Genomic DNA, 17,146 nt, shown 5'->3' on the forward strand with positions numbered 1-17,146 from the left:
TTGTGAGTTAAGTTTTTTAGCCTTAACTCGCTTCCACTTTTTGATAACTTCGTTTGTCCAATTGTGCTTGTTTTCCAAATAAAAATCGTCACACAATTTCAAAAACTCATCCCACTCCTTGTTGGTATATTCAATACCATAGAAGTGTTTTAGCATGTCTCTATCCGCCATCAAACAGATATTGAACCTAAATTCAAAACGTAATTTCTGATACATTTCAAAACCTCCGTTTTTCTCGATACTAACTGATTTATTAGAAATCATAATAAAAAAATGGTTAACCAGGCACCATAAGGTTTAATTTTTGAGAGGGTTTGATATCCTATACACCCACAGGTTGGTACTATTTTTAGGCAGCAATTGCCAATTCTTCTGAATTTTCACTCCCAAGAACCATATCCATTCTCTTACGACAGAATTCCACGGATTCAATATCAATATCTACACCTACTGAGTTGCATCCCCATTTGGCAAAAATCTCCAAGCCCTGACCAGCACCACAATGTATATCGATACAGGTCATGCCGGGTAAAGTGTAACTCTGGGTTAAGATGTCATAAATTTCCATGGGACATGGTGCATCATGGAAAAAGTTGGAATCATACTTTTGATATTCTGTAGGATTACAAACCGGCGTTTCAATTACATTTGTTAATACCCTTTCCTCGTCCTGAAGAAAAAATCTTTGAGATCCATTTTTTGCCTTATGACTCTTTTTTATACCTTTTTTACCATCCTTTGTCGGTGTCATTTGTGGATTAAAAATGGGATTACCACCTTTCATTTTGCACACAAAAATCATCTCATCAGCAGGTCTGAAAAATTTATCTACAATCGTTGGTGTTGGGTTAGTTTTGATCCATGGGCACTTACCTAAGATTTCAAGACCAGAGGACTTTAACATGTTTTCATATTCATTGATAACACCCATATATCCACCGGAATAACTTTCACCAATGACAATGACTACTACACCATCCTTATCCATTATTTCGACTAGAGCATCAATGAACTTTCTTGAATTAATGATGTACTCCTCTAATGTTGATTCTTGACCATACTTCATTTCACCTTGATTTCTGTAAAGTTTCATCATCCAGTACGGGGGACTGAACATGGCAAAATTTGGTCTATACTTTTTCAGGTTTAAAAGGTCATCTGAACTTTGGTGAAAGATTTTGGACCAAACGGCTTGATTTGATATTTCATTTTTTCTCCACTCTTTGAACAAGTTTTTTTCTTGGATTTTCTTGTCTTTTTTTACGAGTCTATGTGCGGCATCGAGTGAAAACAAATTATTATCCAATCCTTCGATTAATCCCAAACTGTCATCATCCTTCTCTTCATGCCAATGGATATCCATTAATTTTCGTAACGATGAACCCTTAATAGGTAGGTCAAGCAGATGACAAGCGAGCTCATATCTATCCTTACCCACTAATCCATGATGATCTTCATTATCAAAATCCTCGAACCCCAACAACTCTTTCTTTTTTCCTTGGGTCTTGCCAACTAATTCCAACATGTGTTCTGCATACTTTACTATCTCGGAGTATGACATTTTCGTCCGTTGATTACTAGTTAATCTGAATTTTACTACATCTTCTTTAGAGATATTAATAGGTAAACATCGAAGGGTTTTATGACCTAATTTTTTAGCAATTTCTAAACGGACAATGCCGTCAACAACGTAGAAAATGCCATCTTCAAAGTTTCCTAATATGGGTGTAACCTGACCAAATCGTTTCATGGTATATTCGATGTGGTCCATTTTCTTCTCCTTGTTTAATAAGGGAATCTCAGTGTGAGGTTTAATATTCTCTATTGGAATATCAACTTCTTGTGGATTTAATGTTATCATCATTTTAGTTTAATTTTAAAAGTTGGTAAAAAAAATTACCAACCAAGTTTGTTGATTAAAAAACGGACACTCATCCGTTAGTTTTTATTTTTCTATTATTGGTGAATAATATGGTACTAAAAATTCTTTTTCAGGTTTATTGAGGTAGGTTTGAAAATACATATCCCATAGCTCAAATCTTAAAGCCGTTTTAATAAATTCTTTCTTGTCTGTTAATTTAAATTCGAATACCCAGGTCTTTCCATCAACAGAAGCAACATGGTCCGCTCTTAATGATCTGGCAAAAGATTGTTTCAATTTCCAATCAGTAGATTGTTGTGCCTCAGTTGTAAAATAATCATTTATAACCTTCTTCATTGAAAATTCTAAACCTAATTCTCCTTTTTGACCAAATGTCTTCGACACCTTAATAAACTTCAATCCATCGTCACCAATCCAATTTAGTTTTACAAGGTCATATTCATCACCATTAGACTTTTTGGTTATGGTTGGGTAGAAATCGGGTTCGATAACCATGATTAATCGTTTGAGTCTAGTTTTTTTAGCTTCTATAAGAAGATATATATCCTCTGGTGTTAATGCGGATTCTTTATTTTTAAAATGAAGTTTTGTTGTATAGAAATTCAACACATCTTTAACCAAAATATCTCTCTCGGCAAATATCTTTTTTCTAAAGCCGTCCAAAATGTTAGCTGAGAATTTCCCGGCTTCATATTTTTCCATAATTTCCTTTATACTCAATCCTTCAATTTCATCAGCAGGAAATGATACGAACGACTTTCCATTTTTGAAGTCTAAATTTTCCAATTTGGCAACCAACGTTTTAAGGTCTGAGTTTTTCATGTTTTACTAATTTTTTACAAATGTAGAAGAAAATATTTTTCATACAAAATATTTTGTCAACTTTTTTATCTTCGTGTAAATTACACGAAGTGGAAATGGTCTAAATTTCAATCAGAACCACTTTTTTGATTTATAGGAGGTTTAAAATAATTCTTACATAGATCAATATTAAATTGAAACACCCTCCGTTTTTTCTTTTCGAATCGTTTTTCAGTATTCATCCACTTGACTTTCTTCCAGTACTTATCAATGTCTTGCTGGCTTGGGTTTACTTCGATTCTGGGACACTCTCTCTTCACACCCGGCACAATACCCGTTAATTGTTTTCCTTCGTTTATAATCAATTCTTTCAATGGGTCCACGAATTCTTCAAACGTATACAGACCATCATGTATGGTGAATAATGGTGCTTGGGGATATTCTTGATTAAATAGTCTTGAGACATTATTCAACATGAAATAACTTTCTGTTCGTTGGAGGATATAGGATAATTCTTTTCCACCAATGGTTTCATGTGAATATTCCAACCATTTATTAACACCGGGAAAACATTCATTCATATATCGGATCATTGGATTATTGTTCCTCTGTTTTTTGTCTCCATCGAATAGAATGTACATGGTACTCTTCTTGAAGGATTCTCTTTGACTTTGAAGTTCCTCAGGAGTCATATCCATATCAGAGTGTTTCTTTACCACATAGGTGTAATAGTCCTCTTGGAATGGTAACTCTTGATATTCCTTGATACTCTTTAATTCATTTGTATTGAAAAAAAGGCACCACATAAATGAATAATATTCTTTATCTATTCCTTTATTATTATTGTTAATGTTATAATTAATGAATTGAATACTATTAGTATTATTACTTATATGATTACTTAAGTTATTATAAGTAGAACCTGTATTAGTAACTACATTATTATATGATGTATAACCAGTACTAGTTATTACATTATCAGATGATTTATAACCAGTAGAACTAACTGGTATATCATTACCAGTATTCCAGAACTCATCCAACATTCCTCTATTATTTAATCTGTCATACATTTCTGGATATATGGTCTTTAGATTATAACCATCCCCAGTAGCTTTAAAGAATTCATCATTCATGATGGTTGCCAGTATATAAGGTTGGGATGACTTTACATCCAGTCCAACCAGTGGTCTTCCATCACATAGAATGAATGGTCTAAGTATTTTAGGTAAACGAGTATAGACAGAATTTAACCGGTGATTCTTACCAGATACCATGGGGTTTAAATCACCAGTATCCACTTTATTAATCAGGTATAACCACCTTCCAATTAGATTTTGTATTACCCTGATTTGGTATGGATTATTATGGGTGACCCGGCTCATTAAGACGTGATACATATTGGTAACATACACATATACCAAAGGATTGAAGGTTAATATATGCTCATTGAACTGGTCAATCAAGAAGTCATATTTTTTCATCATATCCATTCCATCCTTGTAGTTGGATTGATATTTCATGATTTTATGAACCATTTTAGAGTCCTCAGGCAATGATTTGTATTCAATCTCACCAGTGTTATACTTGTCAGACAACCAGTAACTTTTACATTTCCCATTAACCTGATATGAGTCATCAGTTAGGATTACCGGGTCTTGAGTATCCATTAGAATATTCATAGCCTCGTAGTATTCCCGTGTACCAAGAATCTGTTTCATTTGGTCGGAACTCATGAACCGTCGGTATTCGTTATTTTTATAGAACTCATAGTTCTCATTATGTATCACAACACGTGATAGAATGTAATAGATTCTGTATTTCAGGTTTTTAGACTTGGTTTTAGATAAATTCAACCTTGAAATAATAGATTTTACATCCATTGATTTAGGAACGGTTAATCTTATACGATGATTCCCATTTCCAATTTTTGTACTTTTTGACATGTAATAAATAATCCCCCATTATTTCACCGGTAGTGGACAGTTACTTTAATGAGGGGGACACTCAAACTCTTTATGGTATCAATCAGCTCCACTACTAACTAATTCTTACCTTTTAAAAATATATCGAAATTGGGTCAGAATGAGAAAAAACCAATGCTAAGGAATTGCTAAGAAATCAGAAAACACTTCCTGTAATTTACAGGAGGTTTTTGCCGTATGAAAGATGTACATGATTTCAAATCATTTTTTAAAAAACGATGTACCGGATATTTACCTAACAATACTGGGAACCCAAAAACATGGATGAGACCCAATGGGTGATTTGTCGTGAAATATTGTGTGAGATATTGTACCTCTCGTGAAGTGTGACCAGTTCGTTTATAAAATGATAAAATCGAGATATTTATGATTAAAGAAATACCATGAAATCAAAACCAATATATTCAAATAAAAGTATGAAAGTAATCATCACCGAAAACCAGTTGGAACGATTGTTAGATAGTTACATTTCTCTGTTAGAGGAGAGCCGGTACAATAAGATGTATTCAATCAAGAAAATATAGAAAAACGTGTAGTTCCCTTTTACACAAAAATGGCACCACAGCACAAAAACATCGATTAAACCTCAATTTCAAGGATTTTGAAAAATAATTCATCATTAGCTTGACCAGTAGTTCCAAAAGCGGTAGCCTAGCGCTAAAAAAGGAACTATTATGACAACCAAAATCAAAACATCCGAACACTTAGAGGAACACGAACTCAACAAACTTTTGAAGTATCTCTATCAGAATGAACAATGGACATATTACTTATTTGTTCGACTTGGTGTATCCACCGCATTAAGGTATTCTGACCTATCAAAAATCACATGGTCCATGGTATTACATCAAGACAGATTTATCATCAAGGAGAAGAAAACGGGCAAGGTTAGAGAGATACCAATCCAACCCGAACTCTCTGAGAAGATTAATATGGTATATGAAAAAATGGACAGACCCAGTCAATCCGATTATTTGATACCATTACATATTAGAACCATCAATAAACAGATTAAACTTCATGCTAAGAGAGCTGGTTTAAAGAAGGTACATCTTTCAAGTCATAGTCTAAGAAAGACATTTGGAAGAGAGGTCTATCGTAGGAATGGAGAAAGTGAATCCTCCTTGGTGAAACTTTCATTATTATTCAATCACTCAAGTACAGCAATCACTCGTGTCTATTTATCAATTACCAAAGAAGAAGTTCAAAATCTTTATCAGATGCAGGACCTTTTTGTTTATTAGAGATTAAGCTGAGATTTCATATTGGGATACGGCCGATCATGAAAATAATTTAACCGGGAATATCACATATTTAACAACCTTTCGATAATTTAACACCAGAGGTTTTGATGTGATACAAAATCATACAAAGGGTCCATAATTAAAGAAATTCAACACATTAGGTATGGTTTGATAATCATCAATAATAAGTTTAATTTATCCTCAAATCTGAAAAACCTTATGTCATATTTAGAAGAGATTAAAAAATTGAAAGAGGAACTTAACATTATTAAGTCTAAACTGGATGATTTAGAGTTAAGGCAAAATCGATTCATAAATAATCATGTAATTATTGAAAGTGAAGATTTTTCCAACTTGAAAATTAAACACCAAGAAAACGGCCAAATATTATTTCATTATAAAAACTGTTCCTTTTTGGAGAAGGAAAATTCCGAGTTACATAAAGGATTATTAAATGGGTCCCTCAATTTTATTGTTTTAAGTAAGTTGCCAAACTCTTTAACATGGCAACATAGGTATTCTATTTCTCACAAATCATTATCTCCAACCGAGGCTGCAATCATATTGAATTTCACAATTAACAATAGATAAAATTTTTAATCACCAAAGAGGAAGTTCAAAATCTGTATCAAATGAAGGACCTTTTTGTTTATTAGGTTCAACTAAAAGATTTCAAATTCAGATCCGGCCGATCACCAATTAAACAATACCGGGAAAACAATCCAATATTAAGATTCCCGGTAATATAAGTTTATGATCAGGGTCCTCAGGTAAAGAAAAAATCCTCCCAAAATTCTCTGGTGGACATATTGAACTGAATCCCGGTAAAATAGACAAATAGATCGCTCGTCTGAAGATGGTCCCCGTACAGGTGGTGGGTACAGGGACGAGGTGCCGGAGAAGGTGCCGTATCTGCCCTTAAATTCGGAGAAAATACTCAATTTTAATACTGGTCTCGATTTCTCGATTGAAAAATCCGGTATATTTTTCACCCCAACAAGAGTATTACCCCAAAAAACCTAAAGGTTCAAATGAAATGTGAAAATCCGTTTTAAAAATCCGGCAGAAAAAATTTCAGAATTTAAGACCTCATTAAGACCCAGCTGTATTCAATCAAAAATCTGAAAATTCAGAAACCTTGAAATTAATTTAATTTGAAGGAAGTTGTGGTAACCAAAAACATTATAAATCCCAACCACTATAATTCACATCCTTTTCAACTACTCTTTCCAAGTAATAAGGGGTTTGTACAATAGCGTCCTAAACGAATAAAAAAAGGAAGAGAAGTTTTTTAACTCAATTAACTTTGAGGTGCACAAAAAAACTAACCCTCTTCCCATGGCAAACTTAAGTTTATTTTCTCAAATTATCTCCAAACTTGACCGAGGTAAATTCTCTCAATTAGTAAGTAATAAACAGACTGACAAACACAATAAAGGCTTTGACAGCTGGACGTATTTAGTGTCCATGCTTTTTTGTCAGTTTACCAAGAGTACCTCGGTTCGAGATATTATTAATGGTCTACGTTCTGCCACAGGAAATCTAAATCATTTGGGTATTCAAAAGACTCCATCCAAGTCTTCGGTTAGCTACCAGAACAAACAGCGTGATTATACCTTATTCAAGGAGTATTATTTCAGCCTATTGGAAAGTTTAGGACAGCTTAGCCAATTTAAACGGGTTAAGTTTAGAATTAAGTCCAAGATCTTTCTTTTGGACTCAACAACCATCAGCCTTTGTCTTTCTTTATTTGACTTGGCTAAATACATGACCGCCAAAGGAGCCGTAAAAATGCATACGCTGCTTGACTATGAGGGACAGCTTCCTGTTTAATTGAATATCACCGATGGTAAGACTGCTGATAACAAAGGAGCAGTAGGTATTCCTCTACAAAAAGGAAGCGTGATCGTTGCTTATCGTTTTTACAATGACTTCAACTTACTGAATGCCTGGGTTAGCCATCAGGTGTTCTTCGTGGTTCGACATAAACACAACATGAATTACCTGACCATAAAAGAAAATAAGTTGCCTGAAATTAGCTATTAGCATATACTTATCGATGAAATCATCGAGTTAAAAGGGGCTGTATCAAAAGGAAAGTATAACAATAAATTTCGCCGAGTAGCCATTTGGGATGAAAAGAACCAACAAACCATTGAACTAATCACCAACCAAATGTCTTGGACAGCAAACACCATCAGTGAGCTGTATAAGAGTCGATGGCAAATAGAAATCTTCTTTAGAGAGATTAAAAACCTGTTGCATATTAAGAGTTTTGTGGGAACATCAGAAAATGCGGTCATGATACAAATTTGGACAGCACTGATTACTATTTTGATTCTAAAAGCCCTGAAAGCAATGGCTAAATATGGCTGGCATTTATCTAACTTGGTCGCATTTATTCGGCTGAATATTTTCGTGAAAATAGACCTACATATTTGGCTTGATAAACCCTTTGATGAGCCCCCAAAAGAACCAAACGATAAATATATAAAGGGATTACTTTTTTAATAACAATAAAATACCCCCAATTTCAATGCAATCAAGTAGTTTTACGGAAACCAAAAACGTTTAGGACAGTATTGCTTTAAAAAGATAAATGGAAAATTCTAATTTAGCGGTTAATTGGACAAGTTAATCGAATATCACCCTAGAATAAATGAAAACCAAGAGTTATTTAAAACCAATAAAATAATTCTTGGAAGCTTCCCCACTTGGCCATTAACCAGATGTGAGATTAACGATACAGCGACTTCGCTAGCCAAGGAAGCGATGAGAATCTCAAGTGGAGATATCCAATATTTTTATGGGAGCGCAAATAATAGATTTTGGTCTTGGTATAAAAAATATATCGATGATGATATAGATGGAAAAGACATTAAATCAATTGAGACTAGCTTAAGAAAGAACAAGATGGATATCACCGATACGATCTTCAGCTGTAAACGAAAAGGAAAATCGGCATTAGATAAGGATTTGTCTAATAGAAAATATAATCATAATTTTTTTCACTACCCTGCGATCAATGAAAAAATAAAAATATTATGTACTTCAAAAGGGGTCATGAATGAGATGTTGCTAAATAAATCATTCTTTAACTTTCACAAAGATTTAAAAATTAGCACAACATTATCTGAAGAATTCCAAAATAATATAATGCAAACTTTGAACTGCAAATGCCGAAACATAACTAGACCTATTTTTAGAAGTTTGCAGGTTAAGAACGGGGGCAAGATAGAATGTTTGGCTATTCCATCTCCAGGCAGCCCTTATAGGAGATTAATTGATTTTGGGCATGCCGATGATAATAATAATGAGTTTTTACAAGCATATCTATCAATTGCCTTTTCTTGGTTCAACTCATAAAAGACCATTTATTTTCTAAAACAACGCCATTGATGTCTATCACCGGTCAGCTCCATAATTATAATAATTTAGGTTTAATTTGCAATATTTTTAATAAGACTTTGAAATTAATAAATTACTGCAAATCGTTTTCTCCAATTCTTGCGATTCTCGTAAGATCATCGAGTAGGTTTCTAGAAAAATAAATAGCTTCGGGAGCTAGATTTAAAAAGAGGTCATTTTCGACCTCTTTTTTTGTTTAAAAACCACTATAACTTTCTTTAAAAGAACATTTTTGCGGTTGCAACTTTTTCAATTTCAACTACTTTTTACGATTTATTTTCTCTTTCGCTGTATCAACAAAGTAATACACCATTGGCACTAAAAACACAGTCAAAATAAGTGATGAAAGAAGTCCTCCAATAATAACCCAAGCTAATCCGTTTTTCCATTCGGCTGCCGTTCCTGTCGCTATTGCGATAGGAAGCATACCAACAACCATTGAAAGTGTAGTCATTAGGATTGGTCGCATACGACCTTTTCCTGCTATGATTAGAGCTTCTTTGAAATGTTTGCCTTCGGCTTTTAATTGATTGGTAAAATCCACAATTAGAATAGCGTTTTTTACTACTAAGCCCATTAGCATAATTAAACCGAGTAAGGCGAACAAACTCAAATTGCTTAACGACAAATTCAATGCAAAAAATGCTCCAATTGCTGCTACAGGAATAGAAAACAACACAACAAATGGATAAACAAAATTGTCATAAAGTGCCACCAGAATTAGGTAAATCAGTAAAAATGAAATCAGCAATACCGAACCTAATGCTCCAAAACTATCATCTTGTCTTTTGATGTCGCTACCCCAAGTCATTTGTATTCCATTTGATAGTGGATTTTCTTTTAGATAAGCTACAACATCATCTGCTACAGTTCCAGATGGCCTTCCCAACGCGTCAGAAGTAAGAGTAACTGCTGGTTGTCGGTCTTTCCTTTCCAACAAAGACGGAGAATTGTCTTGTTCAACGGTTGCAAATTGTGAAACCTCCACGGGTAATCCCATTGGGTTAATAATGGAAAGTTGTTGAACATCTTCAAAATTTTGCCGGCTAAATTCATTTAACCAAATTCTCACTGGATATTCTGTCCCATTATCGGTAAGTGTGGCATCATCATTTCCAGTAAACGCTGTTCTTAGGTTTAATCCAACATAGGCGGTTGTTAATCCCAATCGCTGCATTTTATCTTTGTCAGGAATTATTTTGAATTCGGGACTTCCTGCTTCAATGGATAAGCGAACGTTATCAGCACCAGGAATTTTTTCAATAATAGCTTTTAGGTCATTTCCGCTTTGCATCACCAAATCCATGTTACTTCCGCTCAAAGTGATTTCAATAGGTGCAGAACGAGGAATTAAACCTAAAGCGGCCATTGAATAATTTATACTTGGAAACTTTGCTTTCAAATCCTCCCGAAGCTTTTTCATAAATGTTTCCGTCGGTACATTTTTAAGTTCCGTTTTAGATTTTAATTGAATTGTAAATTCTGTTTTGTTTGCAGAACCAATACCCAAACTTCCAATACCTGTGCTTGGCCCGCCAATGTTACTGAATACGGTGGCAACTTCGGGTTGTTGAATAATGTAGGTTTCAATTTTTTGAGCAATTAAGTTATTTTGCTGAATGGAAGTGGATTTGTCAAACTCTAAAGCCATTCTGAACTTTCCTTGGTCGCCAGTTGAAATTAACTCTTTACCAATAATGCCTTGTCGCATAATGCCTAAAGTCATTACAAAAAGTAATAATACAATTCCAGTAAAGATTAATTTATGGCTTAAAACCCACCCTAATTGTCTGCCATACCAATGGGTGAAATTTTCTAATTGATGCTCAAACCAAATCAAGAAACGATTGAAAAAATTAGTTGGTTGTAAATCTTCTTTCTTTCCAATACGTGAAGCTAACCAAGGTGTAAGCGTAAAACCTACTAATAAACTTGTGAGCGTAGAAGTTACTACAACCACCGAAAACTGCTTGAGCATATCGGCAACAAACACTTGTAAAAAAAGAATTGGCAAGAAAACAACTACGTCAACCAATGTAATTGATAATGCAGCAAAGCCAATTTCCATACGACCATCCATTGCAGCAGTTTTTTTATCTTTCCCCCCGTCTAAATGTTTTTGAATATTTTCTAATACGACCACCGCATCATCTACCAAAACTCCAATGATTAAAGACATTGCGAGTAAGGTCATTAGGTTAAGTGTGTAACCTAAAAGCCACATTACGGCAAACGCTGTAACTAAAGAAGTTGGAATGGCAACAATTACAATTAAAGAGTTTCTGAAACTTCTTAGGAATAAAAGCATCACCAATGAAACTAATATAACCGCTAATATTAAATCGAAAACAACTGAATTGACTGCTGCAATAGTGTTGTCTGTGCTATCATCTGCAATAATAAATTTCACACTTGCATCAGAATTTTGTTGTTCAATGGATTTGAATTTTTCTCGAACTAACGTTGAAACATCAACAGCATTGGCATCACCTTGTTTTTTCAATAGCAAACCAATTCCATTTTTACCATTGTAACGGCTGATAGAAGTCGTTTCTTTTATGCCATCAATAACATTGGCAATATCTTTTACATAAACGGGACTTCCTAAAACTGGCATTGCCACTTGAACGTTTTTAATGTTTTCTAAGGAAGTAAATTTTCCAGTTAACCGAACTGAATTACTCTCTTTCTCGTTTTGCACTTTTCCAGCAGGTAAGTCTAAGCCCGAACGATTTATTGCTTCAACAACCTGAAGCATTGAAATTTTATATAATTTCAGTTTGTCTTGATTTATTTTTACTTGTATTTCCCTTTCTTCTCCTCCTAAAACGGTAATCTCTGCAACGCCCTTTATTTGTTGAATTTGTGGCAGATAATCATCTTTCATTTTTTGATAAAACTCAGTAGCAGATAAATTACCTGTTGCACTAATGGACATTATTGGTAAATCATTTGGCGAAACTTTGCTCATCACAGGACTTAAAATATCTTGTGGCAAATCTTTACGGATATTGTCAATATAGCGTTGAGAATCTTGCATAGTTTTATCTAAATCTGTTCCATATTTCAGATTGGCGATAATGATAGATGCGTTCGGTAATGACTTTGTAACCAAGTAATCAACACCTTCCAAATTGGATAAGGCATCTTCTATTTTTCGTGAAACGGAAGTTTCTACTTCGTTGGGTTCGGCACCTGGATAAACTGTTTTTATTACAATTACTGGCTGATTAAAGTCAGGCATTAATTCGTAACTTAAATTTTTATATCCAATAAAACCTAATAAAGTAAATACGCCGAACAGCACTATTATAAGCGATGGTCTTTTGATTGAAATTTCTGTAATATTCATTTTTCGCAGATTTTATTTAACCGTTACTTTCGCTCCGTCAAAAAGATTTATAAAGCCACTTGTTACCATTGCATCACCTGGTTTTAAACCGCTTGACACAATGGATTTGTTTTGTATCTTTTTTGAAATAGTGATGTTTTGCAAGACAGCTTTTCCATTTTTTATCAGGTAAACTTGTGGTTGATTTTCAGAGCCAACAATAACAGAGGACGAAATAATAATTCCCTTTTCTTGTATGTCGTTTTTCAAATTCACCTTGCCAAACATTCCTGATTTTATTTTTACATCTGATGTATTATTTACTGTGAACTGAATAGGGAAGCTACTTCCCATATTTGCTTTACTACCTATCATTGTAGCTTTACCTGCTAATGAAATTTCAGAATATGCATCTACTGATACAGAATATTTTTGATTTAATTTGAATTGGCTCAACTCATTTTCGGGAACATTTACGGTGAATTTTAAATTTGTAATGTCTGTTATTTGAAGTAATGGAACTCCGGGTGCTGCAAATGCCCCTTCTTCACTAAGTTTTGCAGTAACCACACCATTGAAAGGGGCTTTGATCGTTGTTTTATGTATTTGCTCTACTAAAGTAGCTTTCTGCACTTTTGCAGATTTTAATCCCAATATGGATTTTTCTAATAGGACACCTTGTATGGCATCTGCTTTAGCAAGAATCGTATGACGATTTACATCAGCTTCTAAACCTTCAATTTGCACTTCAATGGTTTGCAATTGCAATTTCAATAATGAATTATCCAACTGAATTAATGAATGCCCTTTATTCACATTGCTTCCTACTTCAACTAAAACATCATTTATCTTTCCTTGTATTTCGGCACTTATTTTCGTTTCCTTATTAGGTTCAAATGTTCCAGAATAAGAAATTTCGGCATTCACATTTTCAATTTGCAAGGTGTCTGCCTGAATACTGATAGCTTGTTCTTTATCGTATTGATAAACTTTACTTTGTGTAATTTCTTTGTTGTTTTTCAACTTGATTACTACGATGGCAATCAATACCAATGGTATGATAATGTATAATGCCTTTTTTAAGATTGACGTTTTTGTATTCATTGTAACAATTATTATTTAGTTGTTGAAATATTACCTGTTAGTTTTTTAAGATTTAAATCTGCTTTTAGATAATCAATTACCGCAGAGAGGTAATTTTGTTGTGCTTCACGCAAAGCATTTTCAGCAAGCAATACATCTGTTAAACTTGCTGTTCCTTGTTTCTGTTGAATTATCGTTTGTTCATAAATTGTTTGAGCCAATTGGATTTGTTCTGTAGCTGTTTCTATCGTTTTTTTAGCGACTCCTTTTTGCATTTTTGCATTTTGAACCTGCATATTATTTTGTTCAGTAAGTAGTCCAAATCGAATTTCATTGTTTTGAATTTCAATTTTTTTCTGATTAATTTTTCGTTGTGAGACCGTTCCATTAAATAGTGGATATGAAAGCTGAATACCTGCAAAGCCAATAGGGAAGAATTTTATAAAATCAGTTGGTTGCTTGTCATATCCAAAACCTGTTGTACCATACATTCCAATAAGATTTAGTGAAGGTAAAAACCTTGAATTGTTTAAGGTGCTTAGTTCACTCGACAATAAGCGGTTTTGAGTTTTTATGATATGAATATCTAAAATTGATAATGGGGAATATTCATTTGCGTTTTGATATTGAATATTCGGCTCAATTTGTAGATTTTGTTTGATCGAAACACCAATTGCAAATTTCAACGCATTTAAAACTTGCTCGTACTTACTGCCGATACTTACTTTTTGTGATGTTAATTGCCCAACCTGCAACTTCACTATGCCTATATCTGTTCCTTTGGCAAGGAATTGTTCTTTGAGCAGTTGAAAGTTTTTTAGTAACCTTTCGGCATTTAAAAGGTTGCTTTCAATAAAAGCTAATTGATTATATACTATTTGTGCATTGTAATATAGATTGGAGATTTCAAAAAAGATTTGTTCTTCCGTTTTTTTGTATTGTAATTCGGTCAATTCCGATGCTATTTTAGTAGTTTGAATAGTACCATAAACTTGCGGATTATACAAAGGCATTGATAATTGTAAGTTGGCATTGATGTTGTGTGGAACGCCAAATTGAGCTTCTTTAAACTGTCCTTCTGGAGCTGTCGGATTAAATGTTGATAAGGGCATTAACTGGTAGGGCAAATTGGTAAAATACTTGTAATCCGCATTAGCTGTTACCTTTGGTAGTAAATAGGCTTTGGCTTCTTTCTCTTTTTGATCACCAATAGAAATATTATTTCTACTCATTTGCAGGTTTTTATTGTGAACCTGTGCTGTGTCAATACATTGTTCTAGCGACCAGACTTGTGCTTGTGTCGAATTCAATCCTATTAGTATGAATAATAGGAGGGAAAAAAGTGTGTGAATATTTACTAACTTCATAAGTCAATTTTTTTTATTTGTTCTTTTGTGATAGTGAAATAAGCAATGATTGTAAATACAAGTGTTGCAGAAATTCTAAAAATCATTGCACCAATTGTTTTTGTTTCATAAATACTGCCTGAGTTGAAATGATAAAATAATCCAACAAAGGCAGTACTTAATATTATTGTAGAAACTCCTAAAAGTTTAGCAGTCCATTTTTTAGATGTAACAAACCCATAAGATGAAAATAAATAAAGAATGCTACTGATAAAATTTGACCAAACTACAAATAAAACGTAGTTGCCTTCTTTTGCTCTGATACCAAATAGATCGAATATTAAAGAGGTGCTAAGAAACAAAGTAAGTAGTCCAAATCCTGTTACGATTATTGCTAATAAGTAGGGAAAGGCTTTTTTCATTTTTCTATCATTTTTAATAGTCCGTTTAGTACAGTATTTCCATCTTTAATTAAGTTTGATTTATGCCCCGATAATTTCCATTTTAATACTGTCATACGCATACTGCCCATAATAATAGTTGAAATAGTTGCCGAACCAGTTAATTCACTGTATGTTCCTTCATCTTGACCTTTCTTTATGATGGTATTAATATGAGTTTGCATCAGTTCCATCATACTAGAGACCTTCTCACTAAGGTCTTTATTAAATTGAAAAATACCTTCCGAAAAAATTACGCTTACAATAGCCGGTTTCTTTAAAAATGTTTTTAACTGAGAATTAAAAATTTGTATTAATTGTTCTGTTGGCGTGTTTTCCTCTTTAGAGATTATTGTTGTAATTCGCTCTTTCATTTCAAAAATAAAATATGACAAAAGCCCCAGCATAATATCATTTTTGCTTTTGAAATGTCGGTATAATGCAGCCTCAGAAAGTCTTAAATCGGCCGCTAAGTTTTTTATTGTTAATTCTTGTATGCCATATTGGTCAATCCGCAAAGTGGCGGCTTCCATTATTTCTATTTGCCTGTCTGTGAATGTATTGTTTTTCATTTTCAAGGTCCTCTTGATAAATTATTTTATATATGTAAGTAAGTGTTCGCTTACAAAGATAATTGAATTTTTAGCTTTTCCTATATCACATCACAGAGAGCAATACAAGAAACTACAAATAGAGTTAACTCTTTAGTTTCCTTAAAGTTGCAAGTTCAAATATTGAAAACGGCCGCAACATTCCACCTATTATGGGAGCAAACAGAAAAGTCATCAGAAATGGTGACTTTTTTTGTGTTAAGTAAAATTTAATCCCTAATTGTCCTCAGATGCAAGTCGAGAAAATTCATACGAAGCAAGAGTTATTGGATGCACTATTTCAACACGGAGCTGAGATAAAATCGTATGGAGTAAACAGTTTGGGAATATTTGGATCCTTTATCAAGGAAACCTACACAGAAGAAAGTGATATAGATTTCTTAGTTGATTTTGAGCCATCGAAAAAGAGTTTCGATAATTTTATGGATTTATCATTCTTTTTGGAGGATTTATTGGGGCGTAAAGTAGAATTAGTAACTCCACAATCTTTAAGTAAATTTATAGGACCACACATCTTAAAGGAGGTACAAGATGTCAGCCTCTAATTTAGAATTGATTCGACATATCTTGGTCGAAACTACATTTATTCTACAGCATACGTAACAGAAATCTAAGGAAGAAGTTATCAATGATGATGTACTTTGTCGGGCAGTTGTCCGCAGCCTTGAAATTATTGGCGAGGCGACAAAAAAATTAGATGATGAATTTAAGTTAACGAACAATCATATTGAGTGGAAAAAGATTTCAGGTACAAGGGATAAATTCATTCATGATTATTTCGGTATCGATTATGATATCGTATGGGACATCATTCATACTAAAATTCGGGATTTAGATTATTTTTTGAAGGAATTAAAATAGAAAACGGCTGCAACATTCCTACTATTAAGGGAGCTAGATTAAAAAGGAGGTCATTTTCGACCTCTTTTTTTGTTTTACCACTCTCCAAAACCCCCTTTACGTTCAATAGGACCTGAATTGGTGTCGTGTACTTAACGGCTGCAACTTTTTTATT

15 protein-coding genes and 1 pseudogene are annotated in these 17,146 nt (G+C 33.6%); 6 read left to right on the forward strand and 10 right to left on the reverse strand.

The genetic code is table 11. From position 1 onward, the window contains the following. The 4 genes from EWU23_RS13585 to EWU23_RS13600 form a co-directional block, all read right to left on the reverse strand. The coding region (locus EWU23_RS13585) for a hypothetical protein (protein WP_166233133.1) at window positions 1-264 on the reverse strand (264 nt) is incomplete at its 3' end. 85 nt (window positions 265-349) lie between these two features. Continuing rightward, window positions 350-1,864: a DNA methyltransferase gene (locus EWU23_RS13590; protein ID WP_166233135.1), complete on the reverse strand. Its 1,515-nt coding sequence runs from the start codon at window positions 1,862-1,864 to the stop codon at window positions 350-352. Window positions 1,865-1,945: 81 nt separating this feature from the next. Further along, window positions 1,946-2,704 (reverse strand): hypothetical protein, encoded by a 759-nt coding sequence (locus EWU23_RS13595; protein ID WP_166233137.1) that lies wholly within the window; start codon window positions 2,702-2,704, stop codon window positions 1,946-1,948. Between the two features lie 107 nt (window positions 2,705-2,811). Next, the gene (locus EWU23_RS13600; RefSeq protein WP_205753188.1) at window positions 2,812-4,629 is read right to left on the reverse strand and encodes a hypothetical protein; all 1,818 of its coding nucleotides are present in this window, start codon (window positions 4,627-4,629) and stop codon (window positions 2,812-2,814) included. A gap of 713 nt (window positions 4,630-5,342) precedes the next feature. On the opposite strand from EWU23_RS13600, the gene EWU23_RS13605 reads away from it, so the two are divergent. The 4 genes and pseudogenes from EWU23_RS13605 (at window position 5,343) to EWU23_RS13620 (ending at window position 9,278) form a co-directional block, all read left to right on the forward strand. Beyond that, window positions 5,343-5,912, forward strand: a complete 570-nt coding sequence (locus EWU23_RS13605) for a tyrosine-type recombinase/integrase (RefSeq protein ID WP_166233141.1) — start codon at window positions 5,343-5,345, stop codon at window positions 5,910-5,912. Between the two features lie 219 nt (window positions 5,913-6,131). Next, window positions 6,132-6,503, forward strand: coding sequence for a DUF342 domain-containing protein (locus EWU23_RS13610; protein ID WP_166233143.1), 372 nt, complete (start codon window positions 6,132-6,134; stop codon window positions 6,501-6,503). 747 nt (window positions 6,504-7,250) lie between these two features. Beyond that, window positions 7,251-8,423, forward strand: a pseudogene (locus EWU23_RS13615) (IS4 family transposase). A gap of 114 nt (window positions 8,424-8,537) precedes the next feature. Continuing rightward, window positions 8,538-9,278 (forward strand): uracil-DNA glycosylase family protein, encoded by a 741-nt coding sequence (locus EWU23_RS13620; RefSeq protein ID WP_166233145.1) that lies wholly within the window; start codon window positions 8,538-8,540, stop codon window positions 9,276-9,278. A 301-nt stretch (window positions 9,279-9,579) separates the two neighbouring features. Here the strand turns inward: EWU23_RS13620 and EWU23_RS13625 are convergent, their stop codons facing one another. The 5 genes from EWU23_RS13625 to EWU23_RS13645 are packed head-to-tail and all read right to left on the reverse strand — an operon-like array spanning window position 9,580 to window position 16,092. Next, window positions 9,580-12,672 (reverse strand): efflux RND transporter permease subunit, encoded by a 3,093-nt coding sequence (locus tag EWU23_RS13625; protein WP_166233147.1) that lies wholly within the window; start codon window positions 12,670-12,672, stop codon window positions 9,580-9,582. A gap of 12 nt (window positions 12,673-12,684) precedes the next feature. Beyond that, window positions 12,685-13,755 (reverse strand): efflux RND transporter periplasmic adaptor subunit, encoded by a 1,071-nt coding sequence (locus EWU23_RS13630; RefSeq protein WP_166233149.1) that lies wholly within the window; start codon window positions 13,753-13,755, stop codon window positions 12,685-12,687. Between the two features lie 11 nt (window positions 13,756-13,766). After that, window positions 13,767-15,101 carry a TolC family protein gene (locus tag EWU23_RS13635; RefSeq protein ID WP_166233151.1) on the reverse strand — a complete coding sequence of 445 codons (1,335 nt, stop codon included), beginning with the start codon at window positions 15,099-15,101 and terminating at the stop codon, window positions 13,767-13,769. After that, window positions 15,098-15,502 carry a hypothetical protein gene (locus EWU23_RS13640; RefSeq protein ID WP_166233153.1) on the reverse strand — a complete coding sequence of 135 codons (405 nt, stop codon included), beginning with the start codon at window positions 15,500-15,502 and terminating at the stop codon, window positions 15,098-15,100. The genes EWU23_RS13635 and EWU23_RS13640 overlap by 4 nt, the downstream gene beginning before the upstream one ends. Beyond that, window positions 15,499-16,092, reverse strand: coding sequence for a TetR/AcrR family transcriptional regulator (locus EWU23_RS13645; RefSeq protein WP_166233155.1), 594 nt, complete (start codon window positions 16,090-16,092; stop codon window positions 15,499-15,501). The genes EWU23_RS13640 and EWU23_RS13645 overlap by 4 nt, the downstream gene beginning before the upstream one ends. Before the next feature lie 269 nt (window positions 16,093-16,361). Here EWU23_RS13645 and EWU23_RS13650 point away from each other — a divergent pair, with 269 nt between their 5' ends. Together EWU23_RS13650 and EWU23_RS14380 are read left to right on the forward strand one after the other, a co-directional pair. Next, a complete protein-coding gene (locus EWU23_RS13650; RefSeq protein WP_166233157.1) occupies window positions 16,362-16,676 on the forward strand; it encodes a nucleotidyltransferase family protein in 315 nt (104 codons plus the stop codon). Window positions 16,677-16,755: 79 nt separating this feature from the next. Further along, window positions 16,756-16,992: a HepT-like ribonuclease domain-containing protein gene (locus EWU23_RS14380; protein WP_166233159.1), complete on the forward strand. Its 237-nt coding sequence runs from the start codon at window positions 16,756-16,758 to the stop codon at window positions 16,990-16,992. Here the strand turns inward: EWU23_RS14380 and EWU23_RS14010 are convergent. Further along, on the reverse strand, window positions 16,949-17,146 hold a 198-nt coding region (locus EWU23_RS14010; RefSeq protein WP_205753189.1), incomplete at its 5' end, for a hypothetical protein. The genes EWU23_RS14380 and EWU23_RS14010 overlap by 44 nt on opposite strands.

Origin of the sequence: Aquirufa beregesia (genome assembly GCF_011090385.1) — a bacterium.
Classification (GTDB): domain Bacteria; phylum Bacteroidota; class Bacteroidia; order Cytophagales; family Spirosomataceae; genus Aquirufa; species Aquirufa beregesia.

Coding starts and splice junctions, on each gene's coding strand:
- EWU23_RS13595 (WP_166233137.1), bottom strand. CDS start 2,704: ATGAAAAACTCAGACCTTAAAACGTTGGTTGCCAAATTGGAAAATTTA.
- EWU23_RS13590 (WP_166233135.1), bottom strand. CDS start 1,864: ATGATGATAACATTAAATCCACAAGAAGTTGATATTCCAATAGAGAAT.
- EWU23_RS13635 (WP_166233151.1), bottom strand. CDS start 15,101: ATGAAGTTAGTAAATATTCACACACTTTTTTCCCTCCTATTATTCATA.
- EWU23_RS13610 (WP_166233143.1), top strand. CDS start 6,132: ATGTCATATTTAGAAGAGATTAAAAAATTGAAAGAGGAACTTAACATT.
- EWU23_RS13605 (WP_166233141.1), top strand. CDS start 5,343: ATGACAACCAAAATCAAAACATCCGAACACTTAGAGGAACACGAACTC.
- EWU23_RS13630 (WP_166233149.1), bottom strand. CDS start 13,755: ATGAATACAAAAACGTCAATCTTAAAAAAGGCATTATACATTATCATA.
- EWU23_RS13640 (WP_166233153.1), bottom strand. CDS start 15,502: ATGAAAAAAGCCTTTCCCTACTTATTAGCAATAATCGTAACAGGATTT.
- EWU23_RS13645 (WP_166233155.1), bottom strand. CDS start 16,092: ATGAAAAACAATACATTCACAGACAGGCAAATAGAAATAATGGAAGCC.
- EWU23_RS13650 (WP_166233157.1), top strand. CDS start 16,362: ATGCAAGTCGAGAAAATTCATACGAAGCAAGAGTTATTGGATGCACTA.
- EWU23_RS13600 (WP_205753188.1), bottom strand. CDS start 4,629: ATGTCAAAAAGTACAAAAATTGGAAATGGGAATCATCGTATAAGATTA.
- EWU23_RS13625 (WP_166233147.1), bottom strand. CDS start 12,672: ATGAATATTACAGAAATTTCAATCAAAAGACCATCGCTTATAATAGTG.